The sequence below is a fragment of the Reichenbachiella faecimaris genome, from assembly GCF_900176375.1.
Taxonomy (GTDB): Bacteria; Bacteroidota; Bacteroidia; order Cytophagales; family Cyclobacteriaceae; genus Reichenbachiella; species Reichenbachiella faecimaris.
This window is the reverse complement of record NZ_FWYF01000001.1, coordinates 191,011-215,405: the sequence shown is the minus strand read 5'-3', so window position 1 is coordinate 215,405 and position 24,395 is coordinate 191,011. Positions and strand designations below refer to the sequence as shown.

24 protein-coding genes are annotated in these 24,395 nt (G+C 39.1%); 23 read left to right on the top strand and 1 reads right to left on the bottom strand.

All coding sequences use genetic code 11. The features are described from left to right. Positions 1-45 precede the first annotated feature (45 nt). The 17 genes from B9A58_RS00830 (at position 46) to B9A58_RS00750 (ending at position 17,068) form a co-directional block, all read left to right on the top strand. Positions 46-1,128 carry an aspartate/ornithine carbamoyltransferase family protein gene (locus tag B9A58_RS00830; RefSeq protein ID WP_084370531.1) on the top strand — a complete coding sequence of 361 codons (1,083 nt, stop codon included), beginning with the start codon at positions 46-48 and terminating at the stop codon, positions 1,126-1,128. A gap of 3 nt (positions 1,129-1,131) precedes the next feature. Further along, positions 1,132-3,123 carry an asparagine synthase (glutamine-hydrolyzing) gene (gene asnB / locus B9A58_RS00825; RefSeq protein WP_084370530.1) on the top strand — a complete coding sequence of 664 codons (1,992 nt, stop codon included), beginning with the start codon at positions 1,132-1,134 and terminating at the stop codon, positions 3,121-3,123. 84 nt (positions 3,124-3,207) lie between these two features. Next, positions 3,208-4,440 carry a Zn-dependent hydrolase gene (locus B9A58_RS00820; RefSeq protein ID WP_084370529.1) on the top strand — a complete coding sequence of 411 codons (1,233 nt, stop codon included), beginning with the start codon at positions 3,208-3,210 and terminating at the stop codon, positions 4,438-4,440. Beyond that, positions 4,437-5,216: a cysteine hydrolase family protein gene (locus tag B9A58_RS00815; protein WP_084370528.1), complete on the top strand. Its 780-nt coding sequence runs from the start codon at positions 4,437-4,439 to the stop codon at positions 5,214-5,216. Before B9A58_RS00820 ends, B9A58_RS00815 begins: the two co-directional genes overlap by 4 nt. A gap of 147 nt (positions 5,217-5,363) precedes the next feature. Further along, complete coding sequence (locus B9A58_RS00810) at positions 5,364-6,011, top strand: MCP four helix bundle domain-containing protein (protein WP_176214637.1); 648 nt, start codon at positions 5,364-5,366, stop codon at positions 6,009-6,011. A gap of 56 nt (positions 6,012-6,067) precedes the next feature. Beyond that, positions 6,068-7,042, top strand: coding sequence for an oxidoreductase family protein (locus B9A58_RS00805; RefSeq protein WP_084370526.1), 975 nt, complete (start codon positions 6,068-6,070; stop codon positions 7,040-7,042). After that, positions 7,039-7,932: an inositol monophosphatase family protein gene (locus B9A58_RS00800; protein WP_084370525.1), complete on the top strand. Its 894-nt coding sequence runs from the start codon at positions 7,039-7,041 to the stop codon at positions 7,930-7,932. The genes B9A58_RS00805 and B9A58_RS00800 overlap by 4 nt, the downstream gene beginning before the upstream one ends. A 32-nt stretch (positions 7,933-7,964) precedes the next feature. Then, positions 7,965-8,561 carry a hypothetical protein gene (locus tag B9A58_RS00795; protein ID WP_084370524.1) on the top strand — a complete coding sequence of 199 codons (597 nt, stop codon included), beginning with the start codon at positions 7,965-7,967 and terminating at the stop codon, positions 8,559-8,561. A 336-nt stretch (positions 8,562-8,897) separates the two neighbouring features. Further along, on the top strand, positions 8,898-9,497 hold the full coding sequence (locus B9A58_RS00790; protein ID WP_084370523.1) for a recombinase family protein: 600 nt from the start codon (positions 8,898-8,900) through the stop codon (positions 9,495-9,497). A gap of 5 nt (positions 9,498-9,502) precedes the next feature. Then, positions 9,503-11,353 (top strand): hypothetical protein, encoded by a 1,851-nt coding sequence (locus B9A58_RS00785; RefSeq protein WP_084370522.1) that lies wholly within the window; start codon positions 9,503-9,505, stop codon positions 11,351-11,353. Between the two features lie 64 nt (positions 11,354-11,417). Next, positions 11,418-13,382: a tetratricopeptide repeat protein gene (locus B9A58_RS00780; protein WP_084370521.1), complete on the top strand. Its 1,965-nt coding sequence runs from the start codon at positions 11,418-11,420 to the stop codon at positions 13,380-13,382. Between the two features lie 153 nt (positions 13,383-13,535). Continuing rightward, positions 13,536-14,327 (top strand): hypothetical protein, encoded by a 792-nt coding sequence (locus B9A58_RS00775; RefSeq protein ID WP_084370520.1) that lies wholly within the window; start codon positions 13,536-13,538, stop codon positions 14,325-14,327. A 174-nt stretch (positions 14,328-14,501) separates the two neighbouring features. After that, entirely contained in the window at positions 14,502-15,605 is a 1,104-nt protein-coding gene (locus B9A58_RS00770) for a hypothetical protein (RefSeq protein WP_084370519.1), read from the top strand. Positions 15,606-15,760: 155 nt separating this feature from the next. After that, a complete protein-coding gene (locus B9A58_RS00765) occupies positions 15,761-15,949 on the top strand; it encodes a hypothetical protein (RefSeq protein WP_084370518.1) in 189 nt (62 codons plus the stop codon). Positions 15,950-15,989: 40 nt separating this feature from the next. Continuing rightward, positions 15,990-16,406: a hypothetical protein gene (locus B9A58_RS00760; protein ID WP_084370517.1), complete on the top strand. Its 417-nt coding sequence runs from the start codon at positions 15,990-15,992 to the stop codon at positions 16,404-16,406. A 16-nt stretch (positions 16,407-16,422) separates the two neighbouring features. Then, positions 16,423-16,656, top strand: coding sequence for a hypothetical protein (locus tag B9A58_RS00755; RefSeq protein ID WP_084370516.1), 234 nt, complete (start codon positions 16,423-16,425; stop codon positions 16,654-16,656). 16 nt (positions 16,657-16,672) lie between these two features. After that, positions 16,673-17,068: a DUF2513 domain-containing protein gene (locus B9A58_RS00750; RefSeq protein WP_084370515.1), complete on the top strand. Its 396-nt coding sequence runs from the start codon at positions 16,673-16,675 to the stop codon at positions 17,066-17,068. A 40-nt stretch (positions 17,069-17,108) separates the two neighbouring features. On the opposite strand, the gene B9A58_RS00745 is transcribed toward B9A58_RS00750, so the two are convergent. Next, the gene (locus B9A58_RS00745; protein ID WP_084370514.1) at positions 17,109-17,726 is read right to left on the bottom strand and encodes a hypothetical protein; all 618 of its coding nucleotides are present in this window, start codon (positions 17,724-17,726) and stop codon (positions 17,109-17,111) included. A gap of 177 nt (positions 17,727-17,903) precedes the next feature. Here B9A58_RS00745 and B9A58_RS00740 point away from each other — a divergent pair, with 177 nt between their 5' ends. The 6 genes from B9A58_RS00740 (at position 17,904) to B9A58_RS00720 (ending at position 24,342) form a co-directional block, all read left to right on the top strand. After that, on the top strand, positions 17,904-18,275 hold the full coding sequence (locus tag B9A58_RS00740; RefSeq protein WP_084370513.1) for an ArsR/SmtB family transcription factor: 372 nt from the start codon (positions 17,904-17,906) through the stop codon (positions 18,273-18,275). Next, on the top strand, positions 18,268-18,879 hold the full coding sequence (merTP, locus tag B9A58_RS00735; protein WP_084370512.1) for a mercuric transport protein MerTP: 612 nt from the start codon (positions 18,268-18,270) through the stop codon (positions 18,877-18,879). The genes B9A58_RS00740 and merTP overlap by 8 nt, the downstream gene beginning before the upstream one ends. After that, positions 18,876-19,091, top strand: coding sequence for a GDCCVxC domain-containing (seleno)protein (locus B9A58_RS20580; protein WP_084370511.1), 216 nt, complete (start codon positions 18,876-18,878; stop codon positions 19,089-19,091). The genes merTP and B9A58_RS20580 overlap by 4 nt, the downstream gene beginning before the upstream one ends. After that, a complete protein-coding gene (locus tag B9A58_RS00725; RefSeq protein ID WP_317042033.1) occupies positions 19,045-19,512 on the top strand; it encodes a Fur family transcriptional regulator in 468 nt (155 codons plus the stop codon). Before B9A58_RS20580 ends, B9A58_RS00725 begins: the two co-directional genes overlap by 47 nt. Positions 19,513-19,566: 54 nt before the next feature. Continuing rightward, positions 19,567-19,875: a DUF6660 family protein gene (locus B9A58_RS20770; RefSeq protein ID WP_394334421.1), complete on the top strand. Its 309-nt coding sequence runs from the start codon at positions 19,567-19,569 to the stop codon at positions 19,873-19,875. Between the two features lie 96 nt (positions 19,876-19,971). Next, positions 19,972-24,342 carry a CusA/CzcA family heavy metal efflux RND transporter gene (locus tag B9A58_RS00720; RefSeq protein WP_084370509.1) on the top strand — a complete coding sequence of 1,457 codons (4,371 nt, stop codon included), beginning with the start codon at positions 19,972-19,974 and terminating at the stop codon, positions 24,340-24,342. The last annotated feature ends 53 nt before the right edge of the window (positions 24,343-24,395 follow it).

The window sequence follows — 24,395 nt, the reverse complement described above, 5'->3', positions numbered from 1 at the left end:
GTCATTGGTATGGCTTTTCATAAAGGACATTAAATCGAAGAAACTATGGTAACAGATAAATTTAATCCCGAAGAAAGCACGCTTGATCAAGACCCCTTAGAATCAGATGGACTGAATCTGGATCCACAGGGACTTATAGAAAAGGATCCCATCAATCTTGAGGTTTTAAAAAAACTAACTGGCCAAAGTGTACTTTCCGTAGATCAGTTCGACAAAGAACTGGTTCTCGAAGTCTGCAAATTTGCTGCCTTACTTGAAAGCAAAGAAATTGCCAAATCTCATCCATTAGATGGTAAAATTATCATTACAGCCTTTTTTGAGGCAAGCACAAGAACGCGCTTATCGTTTGAAAGTGCAGTGTTAAGATTGGATGGTAAAATCATAAGCATACCAGAAGGCAAATCCACAGGGCAAGCCAAAGGAGAATCTTTACCAGACATTGGAGAAATGTTCAATGCCTATGCAGATTGCGTGGTTATGCGCCATACTGATACAGATGCAATTGATGAAATTATGCATAATCTAAGGGTTCCTTTGATCAATGCTGGCAATGGTACTGGAGAGCACCCCACACAATCACTGGCAGATTGGTTTGCCATTCTGAAATGGAAACCCAAGCTCAAGGGGAAGCTAAAACCTGAAAACAGAATTCATTTAGGGATACTGGGAACACCCGGAAGTATGCGGGCAGTCAATAGCTTTTTGCGTATGTCATTGCTGTTTAAAGACAGTATCAAAAAGATCTCTTTGATTTCTGAGATGGCCGACCCATTGGGTGAAGAATTGACTGAAAAAGTAGAAAAATCTGGCATTGAAGTCTTTATATCCAATGATGTCAACGATGTGGTGAGCGACTTAGATATTATCTATATGAACTCCATTGCCTTTTTGGGTGATAGTTATAAATCTCTGGATTCCAGATTCAAACTGGACGAAAATACCAAAATGAAAGATGATGCAGTAGTGCTACACCCATTGGCTCGACTCGACGAGCTCGATCCCATGCTGGACGGCACCCATCATAATTTATACTTTACCCAAGCGCATGGAGCTGTCTTTGTAAGGCAGGCGCTATTTATCTCCATTCTCAATAGATTTCATAAAATACCAAAAGACGAAATACAATAGGTCATGTGCGGAATAACTGGATACTGGAAAGCAGGGAGATTAGAGCCTGCTGCGGAAATGAACTTAAAGAATATGGCCAGCAGCCTGCATCATCGCGGCCCGGATGGTTATGGGTTTCATTTCAATGAAGAAAAAGGACTGGCCATGGGGCATGCCCGTTTGTCCATCATTGATTTGGATACGGGTTCACAGCCCTTATACAGTCAAAACAAAAAGAACGTACTGACTGTCAATGGTGAATTTTATGACTATAAAAGAATCAGAACCAATCTCAGATTAGAAGGGTTTGCATTCGATTCTAAAAGCGACAGCGAAATCGCGTTGCCGCTGTATCAAAAGCATGGTTTGAGTTTTGTAGATCACCTCAGAGGAGAATTTGCCATTTCCCTTTACGATGAAGAAAAAGATCGTTTGATCTTAGTCCGAGATCGCTTTGGTGTAAAGCCCCTGTTTTATCATATCAAGGAGGCAAACGTATTTTGGGGTTCAGAGATCAAATCGCTCTTTGCTCACCCAGAAGTGCCCAGAAGTTTTGATAATCAGGCAGTGCTACATCAGTTGATGCATACCATGGTGCCAGGCACCAGTGCCTACAAAGATATTCATGCCCTCAGACCAGGGCACATGCTCATCATCCAACGTAATGGAGACAGTCTCGACATTCAAGATCAGAAGTACTGGGATATGGATTTTCCAATGGAGAACGACAGAGATCTGAGTAAACCAGCAGACTACCATATCAAGCGAGTACAAGATGAACTTTTAGAGGCTGTCGCCTTGCGCTTGGAGGCTGATGTACCCGTGGGGTGCTATCTATCAGGTGGTATAGACAGCTGCTCCATGTTGGGATTGGCTTCTTCCATGCAGCAATCGCCAGTCAAAGCGTTTACCATCAGTTTTGACAATAAAGCCTATGACGAGGCACCAATTGCCAAAGAAATGGCCGACCGTGTACGGGCAGATCAAGAGCAGATCAACCTGTCTGCCAGCGAGTTATATGGCGATAATTATATCAAAACCTTATGGCATGCAGAGCGCACGTTCTATAATACACTAGGGGTCGCCAAATATCGCATGAGTAAGCGAGTCAATGAATGTGGCTATCGGGTAGTGGTGACTGGCGAAGGCTCAGACGAACTATTTGGTGGTTACCCAGCACTGAAAAGAGACATGCTCAAATATGGCTATTCTTCACTCAATGGTACCAACAGCGCCAGCAAGGAAGAGCTAAAAAGCTACCAACAATTGATGGACAAAACCAACAGCTTGTTTAAGGGTGCCATTCTTTCTGAAGAGCATTTGAACCATCCAGTAATGGACGGCATCTGTGGATTTACCCCTTCATGGATTCAGCCGTGGATGCATACTTTAGGTATTGCAAGGCCGTTGCTGCACGATGACATCTTGGATGACATCAGAGATTACGATCCGATTGCGGCCATCGCGCAAAGCTTCGATCCCAACCAACTCAAAGGCCGTCATGCTTTGGACAAAGCACAGTACACCTGGAGTAAAACCATGCTGGAATGTCAAATTCTCAACTGGGGTGGTGATCGCGTAGATATGGCGAATTCAATGGAGTCTAGACCAGCTTTTCTAGATCACCATGTGGCGGAAATGGCTCGGGATATTCCACCACATTTAAGAATCAAAGGCAACACAGAGAAATGGGTGCTACGTGAAGCCATGAAAGAAATCTTGCCTACCGTGCTTTATGAGAGAGAAAAATTCGCTTTCATGTCTCCACCAGCACATACAGAAGAAAAGAAAAAACGAGCCCTCAATTCATTATTGGATCAGTACATGAATGAAGATGTAGTCCGTGAGGCAGGATTGTTTGACCCAAAACGTTTGAATCAATTCATGAAGGATTACCAAAACGACAAAGATCCTGTTTCGCTCGTGCGAAAAGATGCGCTGATCAATCATTTACTAGGATTGCATGTATTACACAAACAATTCGTGGTGGGTCAAGAGCCTGAGTTGGTGGTTTAACTCTCCAGTAGGAGCAACAGAAAAAAGTGCATCATGTTTTTGGTATCATTTCGACGAATGAATGGAGAGATCTAAACGACAATTATGACGATTAATTTTGACAGACTGAAGGATCATATCAATACACTGGCACAAATTGGCCGACAGGAAGATGGTGGCATCTATCGCATGGCTTTCACTCCAAAAGAACAGGAGGCAAGAAAATGGCTGAGTGCTCAATTGAAATCTGCCCGAATACCCTCACACCTGGATGGAGCACTCAACATGATTGGGCGACTAGAAGACACCAACAATCAAGAACAGCCAGCTATTCTGATAGGTTCACACATAGATACTGTACCCAATGCTGGTGCATTGGACGGAGCTTTGGGCGTGCTTGTTGGTCTGGAATGCCTAACCAGAATCAAAGAAGAAAACATCCAAACCTCAGTTCCTTTGGAATTGATCGCATTCAGTGATGAAGAAGGCAGATTTGGTGGAATGTTTGGTTCCAGAGCACTGTCTGGTCAATTGAACCCTGGCATAATTGAAGAAGCAACAGACTTGGACGGACAGGCGCTGAAGGAGGTCGTTAAAGCCTTAGGGTATGATCCATACCAAGCATTGGACGCATCCAGACCTTCAGAACAAATCAAATACTATCTGGAATTGCACATTGAACAAGGGCCTGTATTGGATGTAGAAGAGTTGTCCGTGGGGATTGTTACTGATATTACAGGTTTGTTTAAATGGCAAGTGCAACTCACAGGGGCAGCCAATCACGCAGGTACTACGCCCATGGAATTGCGCAAAGACGCCTTTATGGGCTTGGCAGACTTTGCCCATGAGATTCCCAGAATCCTGGATGAAAATGGGAGCGAGGCTTCCCGTGTCACCATAGGAAACGCCGCACTGTATCCAGGATCTGCTAATACCGTTCCGGGTAAAGTCGAGTTTAGCATTGATGCCAGAGATGTAAATATTGAAGTACTTGAAGAAATCAAAACAGCCTGTAGAAAGACTTTGTCTGCGATTGCACGTAGGAGAGGACTCCAATTTGATTTTAACGAAGTAAGCGTGATAGAACCAGTTGCTTGCGATGCTGTCATTAAAAAAAGTATTGAGGCGAATGCCAAAAAACTGGCCTATGGTTATAAATTGATGCCTAGTGGCGCGGCACATGATGCACAAATGATGGCAAAAATAGCGCCCATTGGAATGATTTTCGTTCCCAGTAAAAACGGAGTGAGTCACTCGCCTCACGAATGGACTGACTGGCACCACATCGAACAGGGTGCCAATCTGATGTTGAACACCATCTTAGATTTATCAAAATGACAGATATAGACAGACCCCTTATTCCAGCAGATTCTTTAGACCCCCTCAAAGAATATTATCATGATATTGTAGATGACAAGACTGAAGAGCGGATTGAACATCTGGAGAACCATGAAGTAGCCCTTCTGGTGATAGACATCCAATATTTGGATGCCGCCAGAGGCCATGGAGTCTTCAAGGATGTAACGACATCTGGAATTCCTAAGGCCCAGCAAGATTATTATTTTGACACCCTGCAGGCAAGTGTTTTGCCCAATGTACAAAAGCTTTTGAAAACCTTTCGTAACAAAAAAATGGAAGTGATTCATACCAGAATTCAATCACTTACTCAGGACGGAAGAGATCGTGGTAACGGTCACAAAAGATTAAATCTACTGGCGGCACCTGGATCTAAAGAAGCAGAATTTCTCCCAGAGGTAGCACCTCAAGGAGATGAAATAGTGATCAATAAAACCGCCAGTGGGGTATTTTCTTCTACCAACCTGAATTACGTGCTTCAAAATCTTAAAATCAATGAACTGATCGTGGCCGGAGTGTATACCAATGAATGCGTAGAAACTACCATTCGAGATGCCTGTGACTTGGGCTACCTGGTCACGCTAGTGGAGGACGCTTGCACCACAGTGACTCCTGAACTTCATCAAGGCAGTATTGATAGTCTGAAAGATCGATACGCCTCAGTACTCACTACTAAAGCAATTGAAAAACGATTCAAACCTTTGGAGGAATGTGCCCTAGACCCAGATGAGGTATCGCTCATCAGACGCAGTAGTTAGTCCGTGCAGGTCGTAAGGCCATCAAAAAGCAGAAGATTAACTCATAAATTCCCTAATATCCATAACATACTATACTTTACTCAGGTATTAACTATTATGTGCAGTTACGAGCAACATACAAGTATCAACAATTCAAAATAGATGGATATGAAGTGGACTTATTCGATTAAGCAAAAATTCAAAGCAGCCATGTCTTTGGCTATGGTTTTTCTATTGGTGCTGGCCACCAACTTGATAGACAGAAATCATTTTACCGAATTGCAGGAATCCTTTTCATCTGTTTACAAAGATCGCCTGCTGGTAGAGAATTATATCTTTAAGCTTTCAGGTTTAATTCACCAGAAACACATGCTTTTGCACCACAGTGAAGCAAGTGAATGGAGTGCCAAGAATCAAATACAAATAAACGAAGCCATTGACACCCTGCTCATGGCTTATGAAAAGACCAAATACACAATAATAGAAACACAGTTGTTTGAGGAATTCAAAGCAGAATTGATGCAGATCAAAAATCTGGAGCGTCTCTACTATGCAGACAGCACCTCAAGCGAAATGATCTCTGAAATAAAAAATAAACAGCTACAGCTGATGACTTTATTAGAAGGCTTGTCCAACGTGCAAATCGAAGAGGGAGAGCGGCTGATCAACGAATCCAACAGTGTGATAAATACCAGCCACTCTATATCTAGAATAGAAATAGTCATTCTTATCGTGATTGGCATTTTTGCGCAAGCTTTGGTGCTCACATCCAAAACGTTGAAACCCAAAAAGCCTCAAAATTTTAATCTCAACTAAGAATCTTTCAGGCTTTTGTTCGGGCAATGGAAATCAGCTAAAATTGCAGCTGACCAATGACAGAGCAGCTCAAATCAATCATTCTAAAGGCTACACAAGCCCAATCCATAATTCAAATCACTCAGATCCAACAGCTCTGGAGTGGCTATGGGCAGATGATGCGTTGCACTTTGGCAGGAGGGATTCAACCTTCCGCAGTAGTGAAGCACGTACAGTTCCCTGAAGCCACCAATCACCCCAGGGGTTGGAACACCAACTTGTCGCACCAGCGAAAACTCAAATCCTATCATATAGAAATGAGCTGGTATGACAGCCTGGCAACCAGATGTGACAAAGCTTGTCGTGTACCACAGATCTATCATCTCACGGATCAAAGCCATGAAATGCTCATGGTAATGGAAGACTTAAATGTGGCTGGATATCCCATCAGAAAATCAGAGGTTTCCAAGATAGAGATGAAAGCGTGCCTTAGCTGGTTGGCGCATTTTCATGCGAAATTCATGGGAGTCAGACATGGGAAGCTTTGGGATATGGGTACGTATTGGCATTTGGCAACTCGACCAGATGAACTGGCCGCCATGAACGACCGACCACTGCAAGGCGCAGCCTCAGCTATAGATCAGACCCTGACGAATGCCAAATACCAAACTTTGGTACATGGTGATGCCAAACTGGCAAACTTTTGTTTCTCTGTAGATGGCTTACAAGTAGCTGGTGTAGATTTTCAATATGTAGGCCATGGCTGTGGCATGAAAGACGTCGCTTATTTCCTAAGCAGTTGCTTGCATGAAGAAGACCTAACTCACTGTGAATCAGAGTTGTTGACATTTTATTTTGAAGTGCTAAAAAAAGCTTTGACACAGTATGGTCAACGGATTGATTTTGAGGAAATTCAGCAGGAGTGGAGCTACCTTTATGATTATGCGTGGGCAGATTTTTATCGTTTTTTAGATGGCTGGAGTCCAGGACATTGGAAGATGCACAGCTACAGCAAAAATATCAGAGATAGGGTTTTGAAGGACTTGTCATGAAGCTGAATACGAGCAATATAGAAGAACTAGCCCAACTGGCACAACAAGCTGCACAGCTAGCTGCAGACTATATTCAGACGCAAGTACGTAAAACACACGAAATTCAACACAAAACGGGTGTATCCAGCCTGGCCACTCAAGTAGTAACCGCCATAGACGTAGAAAGTCAGCGCATCATTTTGGACCATTTAGCACCAAGTATTAAGTCTTACAAGCTCGGCATACTGACAGAAGAATCGATAGATGATGGCTCCAGATTTGAAAAGAACTATTTCTGGTGCATTGACCCACTGGATGGTACGTGGCCATTTACGCAGCAAAAGCCAGGCTATGCAGTGTCTATTGCGTTAGTCAGCCGCTTAGGCGACCCGATCATTGGAGTGGTAACTGATCCGTATCATCAGGTGAGCTACCTGGCTATGGAGGGTCGTGGCGTATTGAAAAACAATCAAGCCTACGAAAAGGCTAAATCCAAGCCATCAGGTGTCTTGCATTGTTATTTTGATGAGAGTTTTTTGGCGTCAGCCAGCTATCCATCTACCAGAGATCAGTTACATCTTATTAGTGAACGTCTGGATTGTACAGACCTAGAAATTCATTCTGGGTATGGAGCAGTGATGAATGCGCTGAGTTTGCTGGACACGGACACGGGGTGTTATTTTAAATTTCCAAAAACTAACCGTGGTGGTGGCTGCAGCTGGGACTATGCGGCTACCAGGCTGATTTATGAAGAATTGGCTTTGTGGGCCTCTACAGCCCAAGGAGAGCACATTCCACTCAACAATTCGGACACACCCTATTTGAACGAGCACGGCGTGATCTACGCTACGACTAAAGAATTGCATCAAGAATTGATTAGTTTAGAAGCTCAACGCAAACAGCCCCACTAATTTCCCTAACAATCATAAGCATCAGTTTACCCATGGATAATAACAAACCAGAGCAGCCCAACAATCACAGACCCATTCCTAAATTGTTTTTTGATGACCTCACGGGTGCTAGGATGAATAGGTGTATTTCTTGCGAGCAGGATTTGCTAGACAGCCAAATGCCATACTTTATAGAGAAAGCCATCAAGCCACATCTGGGTTACAAAGCCTATGCGACAGTGTTCGAATATGCCATGTGTATCAACTGCATGAACGAACACAAGGGAAAGATATCAGCTTCGTCTTTGACGAATATCAATCAGTACTTTCAAAAGCACATAGACATCAGCAGACGGCAGTATTTGGTGGCTCATGAACTGTATGACGATTTAGGTTTATGGATGGATCATTGCATGGTCACTGACAGGCACATCACCACAATTGGTGAATGCCAAATCTATGCACAGTGTGTGGGTGATCAGCTGGCGATGGGAGATTGTCCCTACATGATCAGTGGCGAAGCATTGGACGCTGTGATCAATTTGTTGTCCGCTGAAACGATTGATGCTTTCGACAAGCTTAAGGACGAACTGGTTGGGCCTTCAGCTTTTCAGGATTTATTGAAAGGAGGGCCACGGGTGCTGTTGTAGGAGGATCAGTTTTATTGTCATCAATTAGAAATATTAGCCAAAAACAATCACAGGGCAGAATTGGATAAAGTATTATGCTAGTAAGGTCTATAAGTTGAAGTTCATTTTAATCATAAATACTTGAATCATACGTTCTTAAAAAAAAATTAAAAATATATTGTTCATTTAAGATGTTCATATTTGACATATTAACCGATTTTAATTTTTCAGAAACCATTTGTCTGATTAAACGACCGTTTGATTAAACCTTTCAAAAGTCCTCACATATATCTATATTCAGTCTCATAAACTCGTCTCACGAATGAGTTTTACAAATAGACGTTTAATTGAACTCAAATGAAGATAGGATATGCAAGGGTTTCCACTCAAGATCAGAAACTAGAACTTCAGGTATCTGAACTTGAAAAGTATGGATGTGAAAATATTTACAAGGAAAAGAAAAGCGCTATTAAGGACAGACCTGAGCTGGATAATATGCTTGCTCATCTTAGGTCAGGTGATGCAGTTGTAGTTTGGAAATTGGATCGCCTTGGAAGATCCCTGCGGCATTTGATCAACCTAGTCGCATTGTTTAAAGAAAAGGGAGTGGACTTCATTAGCCTTAATGACAACATTGATACCACTACCATCCAAGGAAGACTCATTTTCAACATCTTCGCCTCATTTGCCGAGTTCGAAAGAGAGTTGATCAGCGAACGAACAAAGGCTGGATTGAAAGCTGCAAGAGAGAAGGGTAGAGTAGGAGGAAGGAAACCAGGACTCTCGGATGAAGCCAAGACTAAAGCTTGGGCAGCTCATCAATTATATGAACAAGGAGAAATGCCGGTGGCTGATATACTGAATCAGTTACATTTCAGTAAAGCTACCTTTTACAGATACCTTGAATGGGCGAAAGAAAATCTTAAGGATAAGCCAAAAAGAAAGAAGAAGAAGTAAAATCCATGATTCGAATTGAAGAAGATATTAATATTTTAGGAAAAGTTTCTGTGAATTTTCTGGATCTATCCTCTAGAATATATAAGATATACGAAAAAGAGAATGAGACTGTCAGACAAAGTACAACACCACATTTAGGGTTGATATCAAGAGCATTTCCAACAGTTAATCATTCTAGGTATGAATATTTGATTTTGCAGTGTGTAATTTCTGAATTAGTTGAGAATACCTTTAAAGGAACAACAAGTGCTCAAGGGTCAATCAGAATTAATGGTAAGGAATATTTAGGCAATGACATTATTAAAGCCTGGTGCCTTTTGTCAAACTTTGGGCATTGTAAGAATACTATAGGCGATGAAAAATCACTTCTACTGGCAGCCTTGCAAAAAAGAGGATTACGGAGTTTTCTGATAAATTCTTTAAGAGATCCTGAATTAAGGAAATGGGGCGAGAAAGTTATTGATTCATATGATTACCTTGGTTTTCATCATATTCTTTCAATCTGGCGGTTGCATAAATGTTTGCCTAGAAAGCTTGAATTTCAAAACGAGCTTCTTTCTATCTACAAACTTCTTCTTCTTGACTCTCATTTAACTGCTGGAATCGCAGAGCAATTAAAGGTGGAGCAATTAAAAAATATCTACAAAAACATAAGGGTTTTAGCAATTATTGCTCTTGACTCTCGTAATTCTTCATTGCCAATAACTACTGATATATTATCCACGGTATTGTCATTTGATTTTTATGAAAACAGATTTAACCAATCGAATGCAAGTGAATTGCTTAATCCTCAATTAGTTATACTTATTGATTACTTATATCATAGTATACGTTGTCAAGAATATCAGAGGTCTTATGAAATAGATGCAATTTCTAGTATGAACTCTACTAACTACTCTGACTATTGTAGTCAAGCTATAAGTTTCGGGTTAGGTAATTCTTCGAAATGTGACTTAAAACACTTCTTGAGGTTAAAAGGCAATCTCGATTATAATAAGTTGAGTTCTGATCTACGTACTGCTTTGACGATTAAAAGAGGTGGATTAAATGTTGAAGCTTCCCTTGATTATAATTCCATTTCCCAAACCCAAATAATAGACTTTTATTTAATTGAAGAGAAGTTTCAACTCTCAGAGTTTCCGAGTTTTCTAACAAATATTGTTGGTATCATCCGAACTCAAATGAGTCAATTTATTGATGCTATCAAAAAGTCTACAAGTAAGTTAAAAGAGAACATTGATAAGGAGTTGGAAACGTTGGGAATTGATGATCAAGCTAGAAAGGTAATTGAGGGACCAGTTCAATCCTATATATATGGTGAAGCTAAATTGGGAATGGACACTCACTACATTCCTGCATATAAAGAAATTCTAATTGCCATACTAAAATTTCATTTAGGTGAGAGTTACTATTTTGATATTGATCATCATGTTCATAGAAACTTTAATTACTTCGGTATAAAAAAAGATAATAGTTATGATCTGATGACAAGAGATATTAATAGCGCAATAAGTGAGTCAAATGATCCAGACAGAAAGCATGAGTTGAATCATTTGAGTAAGTCCGTCAATAGAAAATTTGATGGAATCAAAATAGCCTGCTTATCTAGAATCACAATTTATGACTATTCTAAGAACCCTAGCGAAAGAAAAGTAACCGACATTGATTCAGTTTTATTAAAATTCAATTCAGAAGTGATGATACTAGAATTGAACGAGTCAAAAAATACTCGTAGACCAGAACGAGATGCTAGGAGGGATATCAATAAATTGAAAAAGGTACTCAACAAAAATAGCAAGGGTTACCGGATACAGGAAGTGAAGGGATATGGAGCGAAATTGGTAATTAAACACTAAATACCATGCCAATATGCACGAAACTTATATGTCTCACAAAACGAGAAATAATAGAACCTAATATATGTCAATAAGGCCAAGAAGTCATATCCTCGAAGATGAATCCAAGATAGCTCTTAAGAATACTTTACCAAGTAATTGGTTGGTATCGGAAAATTCTCATGATTATGGAATCGACTTGCAAGTAGAAATATTTAACGAGGATGGAAATTCATCGGGTTTTGTATTTTGGATCCAATTAAAAGGTACTGATTCCAAAAAAGAATTAGATCAATGTAATTTGCGCTTATCACACGATAAACTGAATCAACTAGCTTCATATTCCATCCCTGTTGTCATTTTTAAATACTCCAGCGTTTCTAAGAAGATTTACTTTCAATGGGTTGGTAAATTGTATTATCTCAGTATTGGGAAGAAATCTAAGACAATTACCTTAGAATTATCTAGTGAGTGGAATCCTGAGCATTCTCCTATCGAAATTCTGAGTTATTTAAAACTACATAACAAAATTCTTGAAGGACAATATCAGCTTCCCCTTACTTGTAGGATTAATCCATTGGAACCAAGTCTGTCTCGATTTTCTAGAAAATTAAGGAACTCTATAGAGAACTCAAGTAAGACACTCAAGATAAAAAGGGGAGATAAATCAATGGTTCAACTAGAAGTCTATCTAAGCAATAATGAGATCATTTTATCGCTTGGTGATCATCATGGCACATATTTTACAGGAAATAATTTATTTGCAGAAGAAGCTGACAAATTCAGAATTCTTGTTCATGTTGGGCTATTGATGGTTTTGGGGCAAGCATCTAAATACGACCTTTTTCAAGCTGTATTGCACAAAGAGGGCCTCTGGAATCCGATATCATTAGATAAAAGTATGTTCACTTATTTATTACCGCACTTACTTAACCCGCAATATGCAAGTCAGAATTTGGAAAAATTGGATAGTATTCTTCAAAAGAAAAAGGAACCTGAGTTAGAAGCCGTTGTGAGTTCGGTTTTATTGAACCTTAGAAGGAATGAAGATGAACAAATACACAAATCAGTTGAGAATTTCTTGAGAAAAAGATACAGAAGAGCTGTTAAAGAAGGCAACAGTTTACAAGCAGGAGTAGATTCATATAATCTAGGTAATTTTCACCGTGTAGAAGGAACAGTAACCAGTGCCTTTAGATATTATAACCTTGCGAGAAAACACAACTCTAAATATTTGGAACAAGATTATTACTTGAGAGAGGTAGGTAATGTTCTTTACGAAGGAATGAGGTATGAAGCGGCATTAGACTTCTTCGATAGGGCACTGAAGTTGAACCCAGAAGACATTTTGTTATATTCATTTAAAGGAGATGCCCTTTTGTTTACAGGAAACTATGGAGAAGCCATGGAGGCTTATGATACATTCCTACTTAGAGCGGATCCAAAAAAGGTTAATACCCATGAAGCACATCTAAAATTCACATGTCTTGCTACTCTGATTGAGAACGGGTATCCTCAAAAACAAAAGCGCACTCCAAAAAAGGCAACTTTGTTAGCTGATATAGATAGCCTTAAGAAAGGAGAAGATTATCTAGAAAAACTAGAATGCGCCTTGATAGAACATGATATGATGTCTGCTTTGGCGTGGTATAATCTAGCATGTCAATTGGGATTAAAGAAGCATGAAAAGAAAGAAGATGAAAATATAATAATGGTTGCGATTGGATACATAATGACAGGCCTAATAAATAGGGGAGATAAAATGGCCTGGAGAAATGCTATACTAAGCTATCTATATTCTCCTGATTTGATTTCATCCATTGGCCATGTGTTAAACACAGCGTTGTTTTATTGTGGTCCGGGATTGCTTGAAGAAATTCAAATGCATATTGAGAACAAGTATGAGGAAAGTGGCGTTAAAAATCAAGGCCAGATTGAAAATCTCATGCAGATGCTAGATGGGTTGATAAGTGAAGTAAAAGAGCCAAATACACTCATGACATCAGTAAATGACGAGGGAATAATAAATCTGAGACTTGAATATATTTAAGAATGGTCTCTCAAAAGAAGAATCTTCTTAATTGGCTATTTTTGATGTTAAGATATATTTTAATTTAACGTAATAAGTGGTGTTCACACAATTGTTACCTACGATCCATGTAAAAAAATGATGCTTCTAGATCTAATATGTTTTGATTGCTTAATGGAACAGGTAAAAAAAGGAGCTCCTCATTCTACTGGGGCTGATCCTATATTAACTCCATTTGAACCAGTTAATGAGTCAGGGATTTATACTGTTAATTGCCCAAACGGACATACTTCAACCACGATTATTCATAATATAAATTTTGAAATACTGTTCGAATATGGTATAAACGGACTGGCAGATGAATATTTTAGAGAGGCAGTTTCTTCATTTACTTCAGCGACAGAACGCTACTATGAATTCTGCATTAAAGTACTTCTTAGGTCTTCAGGCCTTGAGTTCAACAAAATTGCCAGAGTGTGGAAACTAATTTCAAACCAATCTGAAAGACAACTTGGAGGATATGTAATTCTGTTTTCTCAAGCGTTCAAAGAAGAACCAATACTTTTGACAAACAAGGAAGTTTCCTTTCGGAATTCGGTAATTCACAAAGGATATTTTCCAAATAAGAATGAGGCAATTGAATTTGGAAATTCTTCTATGCAAATAATAGAAACATCATTAATAAAATTGAAGGAGAAATTCCCAACTCAGGTAGAAGAAACATTTGATTTTTTTGGATACAAACGAAAGGCTGAAGAACTCCTTGATAAAAAAGAAAAAGAAACTGGTGAAGAACAAAATTTTGCGTGTGTTAATATTATGACAGCATTAGATGTAATGCACGGAAGAGAAATAAACATTAATGATGGGCGAAATGGAGATATGAAAATGCAAATTGAACGTGTTCTTCGCAGGAGGCTTCCGAGAAAATTAACGTTGCTAAAAGATCTCCCAGAACTAGATTAGCGGCAGGTAACATACGATTTGAACGTATGCCTCAAACTACCAGTTTGAATCTAATCTACAAATCGCCTATTTTAGAAAATATTTATTGCGTCGAGAGGCACAGCGTCATATCTGGTCGTTTTCAACAATATTCTTCCACCCTTGATAAACTTCATTATTAAATTCTTATTTCGAATGCCTGAAGACCTTGTGGTACTTCTAGGAAAAGAAAAGCAGAAGGAATCAATATTTGCTGCAATCTATACAAGAGAACTCTGGAAGGCGGAACCTTTCAGAAATAAGCTTAAAAGTATAATAACCATACACTGGCAACCAAATGAAAAGATTATTCAACAATTTGCTAGAGAAACCCTACTTAGAGAAGTGTTTGGAAGCAAAGCGGATTATGGTGATAAATTATTCGAACTGATTGACTGGCACCATTCAAGAAAGTGGAAACTTGATCACCTAACTAAGATAGATAAGATGAAATCGGATGCTTTTAACGGTATGACTGGGTTGACTAGGATACGATTTTGGGAATTACTTCCAGTTTCATTTAACCTTAAGCTATTTGAAAGGGCTCCTCAAATGTGCGTTTTAGTCGATGCTATGGTTGTGAAAATCCCCGTTGTATCTTTTCAATACTATATGGACATCCATATGAGTTTTGCCTTTAATTCGATTAGAAAGGCTGGTCATCCATTAGCAACCGATTTAATATCATACATTTACGACCTGCAGTTTATCCAGCAAAAAATCGCAATTTCACTACACGAATTTCTTAGACTTGTGATTTATGCTGAGAATCAAAAAGAGAACGCTTTTTTCATTAATGCTGAGATAAATGCAATTATGGGTGCTGATCTCGTATTTTCATACTTGAAGGCCTCAATCGAAAAGATAATCTTAGTCGTAGCAATAACTCATGGAATAAAAAATCTCGACGGCAAAAAAGAACATAGACAAAAGCTTAATGCATTGAAGGAAAAGCTTCCCAAACATGTAAAAAACCAACATTATTGTCAATTTATCTTAGAATTCATAGAGTCAGAAAATCTCTCTGAATTAAATAATTATCGATCAGGAATTCTTCACAAAAAAGGCATATCCGACTTGCAACCACATAATTATGTTGGAAGCAAAGCCTCTGACATTCCTCTAAGAAAGATTTTCGAAGTTCTTGTTGAACAACATTCCAAAAACACTGCAATGCTACTTGGAGCATATGCACTATTAACAGACGAACTTGTTAGAAAAGATCCTCCTAATATTAATCCAACAGAAATACCCAACTAGAGCTGATAACAGATGCTAAGCTCCTTAGGTTTACTCAGCTATTTGTGAAATGCTATGGGAAGAGATACTTTTATTAGATATTTGGAAAGTTCAGCTTACTGACCTTAGCTTTCAGCCACAAGAATAGAAAGAGTGCCTCACAAAACGAACACAATATGGATGAAATAGAACAGCAACTAAACGAAATTCATGATACTCTGAATGCAATCCAATCCAGGATTCTACCGGATTTACAGGGCTACTCTGACAATGATGTAGACTCGGGAGTAATATCAAGTTTGACCAACATTGAGCAATTGTGCAAAATAATGAGGGAAACAATTGAAGGTGGTTTAGAATCTTAATTATCTCGGTAAGGAAATATGTTGTAGTCTCACAAAACGAATGAAAAAGATTATTCCAATTCTGCTATTGACACTTCCCATTCAACTACATGGCCAATCATTATCCGATACTTTAACGGTGGATATTGATGGGAAAGGAGCACTTGAGCTAGTATACTTTGGTACAGGAAGTTGCAAAACATTGATTATTTCGGGTGGCGACCTAGATTACAACCTGGTTATGGGTTGTGGAACAAAAGTCGCTCATATTGATGAGTTTAATTGGGTCGAAAACTGGAAGGTTGTAGAGAAAAAGGAAACCTGGAAAACCACGTTTTTGGATAATGGAGATATTGATGATACAAGAATGATCCAAATGCAAAATGATGGAATCTATGTTGGGCAAACAGATCCAACTGGAGGCGGTATAATTACCTTTATGGACGGGAAACTCACGTGGATTCACCAAGGAGATTAGTCTGACAAAACGAGAAATGGATATTAAAAAAAAATATAAACTGAATTGGATTATTTGGATTATGAGAGTTTGTGGAATAATAGTCGCAGCTCTAATGCTTATTGCAATTTGGGTTTATATAGATTGGATTGAGGTATCTGATAAGAAAATGACCATGTTCATGCTATTAATTATTATGGGAATTGGATCGTTTGTTTTAACATATTCAGTTGCTCTTGGTTTTAGAACGCTAAGGGAGCGAACAAAATAGTTTCACAAAACGAACAATGAAGATTGAAAAGGATTACATTAAAGATCTCTTAAATAGAGTTGAAAAGACAGAAAGGTCGGTTTTTAAGATAAGTGATATCGCAGATCAACAGGAGTATCTATCTGAAAAATTCATTCAGCATATGAGGATACTATCAGAGAAGAGCTTAGTTGTTTGTGATGCACATAATTCCATGGATATTGGCATTAACAGATTAGGGAATGGAGCTGCAATATGGGGAATCAAGTGGTTGAGATTAACTTCGGAAGGTTACGACTTTCTTGAAGCTATAAATAACAAAACTGTATGGAATAAGATTAAAAAGGAACTTAAGGCCCCTAGTATTTCAACCTTAATGTCAACTTCAAAATTCCTGTTACAGGAAGCAATTAAAAGTCAAATGAGACAATAGAAAACATCTCACAAAACTAATGAGTGAGTCTTTAAGAGTTCTAATTCTTAATATCTTTTAGAAGAATGATTATAAGTCCTAATACTTGGAATGTGATTGAAAAATTTCTTGCCAAAGCACTGTCTCTATTAAGTTCAAACAACTCTTTCTCTAAAGAAGCTTTACTTTCCGCTCTATTTTTTGCAAATTCTCTAAATTGATTTGAATATACAATTCGAATGCTATCAAGATATTTATAATCTTCGCGCTTTAGGGGAATCGAATTTCTTGTTTTAATATCTGATATTTTTTCTAAATGCAGCCAAATGGTTGAATCATTTTTGTTTATTGGATACCCTGCTTTACCTAAAATAGCATCAGTAACACTCGCAATATATATTAATTCATATTGGCTTTGAATTAGGGCATGAAGAGATTTTTCTCTTGGTGTTTTAGGTTCGAATTCTTGGAGTTTTATCTGAAGTAGGAAAGATCTATAAGAATTTTCTAAAGAAGCTCGCTGCATTTCTCTGGCTAAATTACTTCTATAGTTCAAACTATCGATATTCTCTTTAACATACAATTTTCGGTCATTAGTTGGTCTTATGTACGTCCAATTTATCACAAGTGATAAAAGCGAAATGATGACTCCTAAGACAGCCACTTTTATTTTGTTCATCCGAGATACATGATATGTGAATAAAGTAATTTACATATAAGTGCTCATTTCAAATAGGCTGAAAGATTATAAGTCTCACAAAACGAACCTCAAACCTTTATTCAAGTATTTACTTAAATACTGAACGCGCTCTCCTTTTGTTACGTATATTTAAGCAGTCACTTAAATACGTTCCGAATGACAAAATCATGTATTAGGGTTTACGCCGACGTTGAGCAGATAAGTCAATGTAAGCAAGACATAGAAAAAGTAGATGCAGCTATCAGCAAACTGGCCAAGGCACTTGACCTAGCAGGTAACGAAGTTCGGCTCAAAATGCTTTTCCTCTTAGACAAAGAATCCAAAATGTGTCCTTGTGATCTAAGTGATATTTTGGGTATGACAGTACCTGCGATTTCGCAACACCTAAAGAAGCTAAAAGATGCTGGGTTAGTCGAATCAAACAAGGTAGGACAAACCATATTTTATTCTATCGCTAAATCGAGCAATCTAATTCTAAATCCTATACTCAAGCTCATAGAAAACGAAAAAGTCACAACTCATGAGTAGCAAAAAAACGAATCCATGGGTTATTTCAGGTGTTTTAGCTGCAATTAGCGCGTCACTTTGCTGCATAACTCCTGTACTTGCATTTCTTGCTGGATCTAGCGGTGCTGCAGCATCATTTTCTTTGATTGAACCATTTCGTCCTTGGCTAATTGGTTTAACCGTTGTTGTGTTGGGGTTTGCATGGTATCAAAAGCTGAGATCACGAACTGAAGCGGAAATTGAATGTGTTTGCGAGGATGAGGAAAAACCTTCCTTCTGGCATACCAAGAAGTTCCTCGTAATAGTAACAATATTCGCTGCAACTATGCTCGCCTTCCCATATTACGCTGACTCGTTTTTTCCAAAAACCGAGTTGTCAGATTCTATAAATGTCAACCTAGAATCTACTTATGAAATTGAAATTTCTGGAATGACATGTGCAGGATGCGAGGAACACGTAAAACATGAAATATCTCAGCTAAAAGGCATTTCAAAATTGGATGTGTCGTATCAACAAGAAAGTGCAGTTGTATCTTTTGACGAGTCCAAAACAAGCATTGAGGAGATCAAAACAGCAGTAGCCCGAACAGGTTACAAAGTAGAATCCGTAAACAAATCAAAATGAGTGAGGTAGTTCTTGAATCAGCGATAACATGTCCGAAATGCGGACATCAGAAAAAAGAAACAATGCCAACAGATGCTTGTCAGTTTTTCTATGAATGCGAAAATTGCAAAGAAGTGCTTAAACCAAAACAAGGTGACTGTTGCGTTTATTGCAGTTACGGAACCAATGCGTGTCCACCTATTCAGGAAGGCGGTAAAAGCAATTGTTGTTAGTATTTTTGCCAAGTATATCATGCTCGAACAAAAACTAGAAGACAAAAACATCAAACCAACTGCCATGCGGCTATTGGTTTTAAAGCAATTGGTGGAGAATGCTGCAGCTATCAGTCTTAAGGACTTGGAAGCTAAATTTGAAAAAGCAGACACAGCAACGCTTTACCGTACGCTCAAAACCTTTGAACAGAAAAGACTCATTCACAGTATTGAAGACGGAACAGGGTCTTTGAAATACGCTCTTTGCGAAGAAGGTTGTGAATGTGCGCCGCAAGATCAACACATTCATTTCCACTGCGTGGAATGCGGTGAAACTTATTGCCTAACGAAATCCAAGATACCTCAAACACAAATTCCTTCTGGCTTCAAAGCTTCAAGTGCCAGCATGGTGTATAAAGGAACCTGTGCTAATTGTAATTAACCAACTATTGAACTTTGCAAACAGGTTGCATTGTTTATTTCCTATGTTTGCCTTATGCGATCAATAGCAATCATATTGGCATTGTTTATTTTGGGACTATCCTTAGTTCCATGTGCGGATAATGATTTGAGTCAAGTTGACTCGGTATCGATCTCTGCATTGAATGCAGATCATGATCATGATGCCGATGTTGATTTATGTTCACCGTTTTGTGTGTGTCAATGTTGCCAATCGCATTTTACCACACATCCTTCTTTTTATTCTAATCTAGTAGTGCTTCCATATATTCTTCTTGAAACCAGCTATTCAGACCTATTAACCGATGGGTTTCAAATGTCGGTTCTGCAACCTCCCAAAGTTTAAATTCAGTCTATCATAGGGATAAATCTGTTCCTATAGTTGATTGTGAAGATCGGCTATTCATTATTATTTCAAACTGAATATTAAACTCATTTTAATATGATCAATGCTTTAATTGAGTTCTCAATTAAGAATAAACTCTTAATTGCAATACTCACTATAATACTTATTGTCACGGGCATTTGGAGTATTACCAAAGTTCCGCTCGACGCTGTACCAGATATCACCAATAATCAAGTACAGGTAATCACGCAAGCTCCTAATTTAGGAACTGAAGACATTGAGCAATTCGTCACCTATCCAGTGGAGATTGCCATGTCCAATCTTCCAGGAGTAATAGAAATTCGCTCCATCTCTCGGTTCGGTCTTTCTGTAGTTACTATTGTTTTTGAGGATGATCAGGGAACCTACCTGCCTCGTCAGTTAGTTGCAGAAAAACTAACTGAGGTGAAAGAGGATATTCCAAAAGGTTTTGGTGAACCCTCGATGGGGCCAATTAGTACTGGATTGGGTGAAATCTATCAATACACTTTAAAGGTTGATGAAGATCATCAAGGTCAGTATACACCTACAGACCTTAGAACAATTCAAGATTGGATTGTCCAACGACAAATGGCAATGGTGCCCGGTGTCGTAGAAATCAATGCTATTGGTGGTAAAATCAAACAATATGAGGTGGCCATAGACCCTGATAAGCTCAAGGCCATTGGTATCACTACATTGGATGTTTTTCAAGCGCTTGAAAATAACAATCAAAACACAGGCGGAGCATATATTGAAAAAGACCATCAAGCAAATTTCATTAGAGGAGAAGGATTAGCTCGAAGCCTTAAAGACCTAGAGAATATCGTAGTGAAAACCACTAATGGTCTGCCTATACAGATAAAGGATGTCGCAAAAGTTCAATATGGATCAGCCATTCGCTACGGTGCACTCACTCAAGATGGAGTTGGTGAAGTTGTCGGTGGGTTGGTAATGATGTTAAAAGGAGCTAATTCCAATGATGTCATTTCCAATGTCAAAGAGCGAATGAAGCTAATCCAACAGTCACTTCCGGAAGGAGTGATTATTGAACCGCTGCTTGACCGAAGCAAACTGATTGCGAAGACCACTGGAACAGTTGGACAAAACCTAACAGAAGGAGCTTTGATTGTCATTTTTGTGTTAGTCTTTCTATTAGGTAATTGGAGAGGTGGGCTAATCGTGGCATCCACCATCCCTCTTTCATTACTATTCGCATTCATTCTGATGAATGTGTTTGATGTGTGGGCAAACCTCATGAGTTTGGGAGCCATAGACTTTGGGATCATTGTAGATGGTGCAGTTATCATTGTGGAAAGCACCGTTTTCCTATTGCATGACAGGGTACTCAAAAAGCAATCCGTCACTAAGGAATTGAGAGATGAAGTTGCATATAGTGCTTCTAGCAAAATGATGAATTCTGCCTTTTTTGGACAGTTAATTATCCTAATTGTATTTATTCCAATATTGGCCTTAGAAGGTGTAGAAGGAAAAATGTTCCAACCTATGGCACTTACTTTCATGTTCGCCATGATAGGTGTCATGATTTTGTGTTTGACCTATGTTCCTATGATGTCGGCTTGGTTTATAAGAATGGGCAATACGGACAAAGTGTCCTGGGGAGATCGTTTCGTAGTATGGTTAGAAAATATATATGAACCTGTTTTGGGCAAGGCTTTGAAAAAGAGCTGGATATTGATGTCCTCTGCTATCGTGTTATTGGTACTCGCAATATTCACCTTTTCCCGAATGGGAGGTGAATTTATTCCTGAGTTGGATGAAGGGGATCTTGCCTTCCATGCCATATTGAAGCCGGGCAGCTCCTTAACTGAAACAATTGAAACCACGACTAAGATTGAAAAATTAGTCAAGCAAGAGTTTCCAGAGGTAGAAAAGATAGTTAGTCGTATTGGCGTAGCAGAAGTCCCTACAGACCCCATGCCCATGGATTTGGCTGATGTTTTTGTTATTCTCAAACCAAAAGATGAATGGACGTCTGCTTCTTCAAAAGACGAGCTGGTGGAAAAAATGAAGAAGACTGTTGAGCAAATTCCAGGAGTTAATTATGAGTTCACTCAACCCATTGAAATGCGTTTCAATGAATTGCTTGAAGGTGTCCGAGAAGATATAGCCATTAAGCTTTATGGAGAGGATATCAATATTCTGGCCAGCAAAGCAGAAGAAGTAGCGAAAATCATAGCAGGCACTCCGGGTATTGGAGATATGCGCGTGGAAGCTACAAAAGGCCTTCCACAAATGACAGTAAAGTACAATAGATACAAACTAGCTCAATATGGGCTTAATGTGAATCAGCTTAATTTGATACTTGAATCATCATTTGCAGGAGGAAAGGCAGGAGTAATATTTGAAGGAGAAAAGCGATTCGACCTTGTGGTGAGGTTGAATGAAGAGCATCGAAAAAGCATTGATAACCTTAAAAATCTTTACATAAATATTCCAAACGGTTCACAAATTCCATTAAAGGAAGTAGCTGAAATAAGTTACCAGCCAGGGCCAATGCAAATCAGCAGGGATAATACCAATAGAAGAATCTATGTAGGTATCAACGTCAGAGGTCGAGATGTGAAATCCTTAGTAACTGAAATTCAGAAAAAATTAGAATCCAAGTTGGAGCTGCCAGCGGGATACTACATTCGTTATGGCGGAGCATTCGAAAACCTAGAAAGAGCAAGCAAAAGACTTCAGGTGGTTGTACCAGTAGCTTTAGGCTTGATCTTCTTATTAATCTTCTTTGCACTGAAATCGTTTCGACAGTCTCTTATGATTTATATGGCCATTCCCCTCGCTGCTATAGGTGGTGTCTTCGCACTTTGGTTGCGTGGCATGCCTTTTAGTATTTCAGCTGGGGTAGGCTTTATTGTGCTTTTCGGAGTAGCGGTATTAAATGGACTCGTCCTTATTGGCGGTTGGAACGAATTGAAAGAGGAAGGAATGACCGATCTCAATCGACGGATTCGATTGGGTGCTAAGAGACGGATAAGACCCATCTTGTTGACAGCTCTTACTGATGTGCTTGGGTTTTTACCTATGGCTATTTCCAGTTCTGCTGGCGCAGAAGTACAACGTCCATTGGCTACTGTGGTAATAGGTGGAATGATCACCGCAACATTTCTGACCTTGTTCGTGCTTCCTGTTCTTTATCAATGGGTTGAGAGTAGATCCAGCAAAATTACCTTACCAAAAGCAAGTCTAGCATCTGTGGTGATTGGTTTACTCTTTGTATTCTCAGTAAATGAGTCTAAGGCACAGGGCTCGGAACAACAACAAATTACCACCCTTGCGCAGGCTATTGAAATTGGGTTGGCCAACAATGGGAATGTGCAGGTAGCCAAAACCAATATCGAAGCAGAGCGACAAAATAAGCGAGGAAGTTTCAATCCTGGCAAAACTGATTTCGGTATTCAATACGGACAATACAACAGCTTTGAAAATGATTTTGCCTGGGAATTGAACCAGAGTTTTGAGTTCCCAACTGTATATTCAAACCAAAGCAAATTGGCCAAAGCACAGATTTCTGGTTCTGAAAAGCTGCTCAAGGTTACTGAAAACGAACTGAAAAGGAATATCAAGCAATCCTGGCTCCAACTCGTCTATCTCAGAGAAAGGCAAGAATTATTGGCCTTTCAGGATAGCCTTTTCCGACGTTTCTTACATGCTGCCAACATCAGATATGAGACGGAAGCATCTGGCTACTTAGAAAAAGCAGCAGCGGAAACACGGGTCATGGAAATACAAAATAATCTGCAATTGTTACAATCAGATACCGAGATTCAAGAGTACGAGCTTAGGGTACTTTTGAATGCAAAAGATGAGATGACCTTTAATCCTGAACAATTGGGAGTAAGAGGCCTCATTTCTAATATTGATTCAGCTCGAATAGATGATAATCCCAAGATGGCTTATATCATTCAGCAAATTGAGATTGCAGACGCAAATGTGTCGGTCCAATCCTCAAAAATGCTCCCTGGTTTATCCGTTGGATATTTTAATCAATCTTTAACGGGTACAGTAAATACCAATGGAGAAATTGCTGGTTCTTCGGATCGCTTCAGTGGCATACAAGCTGGCATTTCTATTCCATTGTTTTACGGATCTGACAAAGCCAAGATCAAAGTTGCCAAGCTCAAGAGTGAAATGGCACAAACGAGGGCTGATTACTTTTCAACAGTTTTAAAAGGTCAATATGACCAGCAGTTACAAGCGGTTTTCAAGTATCGAGGTAGTCTGAATTACTATCAAGAAAAGGCGGTGCCTCAAGCTGAATTAATTATCCAAAACGCTCAAAAGAGCTTTGAAAATGGAGCCATTGATTACGTGGAATACTTTCAAAGTCTCAATCAGGGATTGCAATTAAAATTCAATTACCTCAATACTATAAATGAGTACAACCAAGCCATAATAGAATTGGAATACCTCATAGGCCAATAATTAATAGAAGAAATTAAACGAAATCGAGGGTGTTAAATACTCTCTGAAACGAT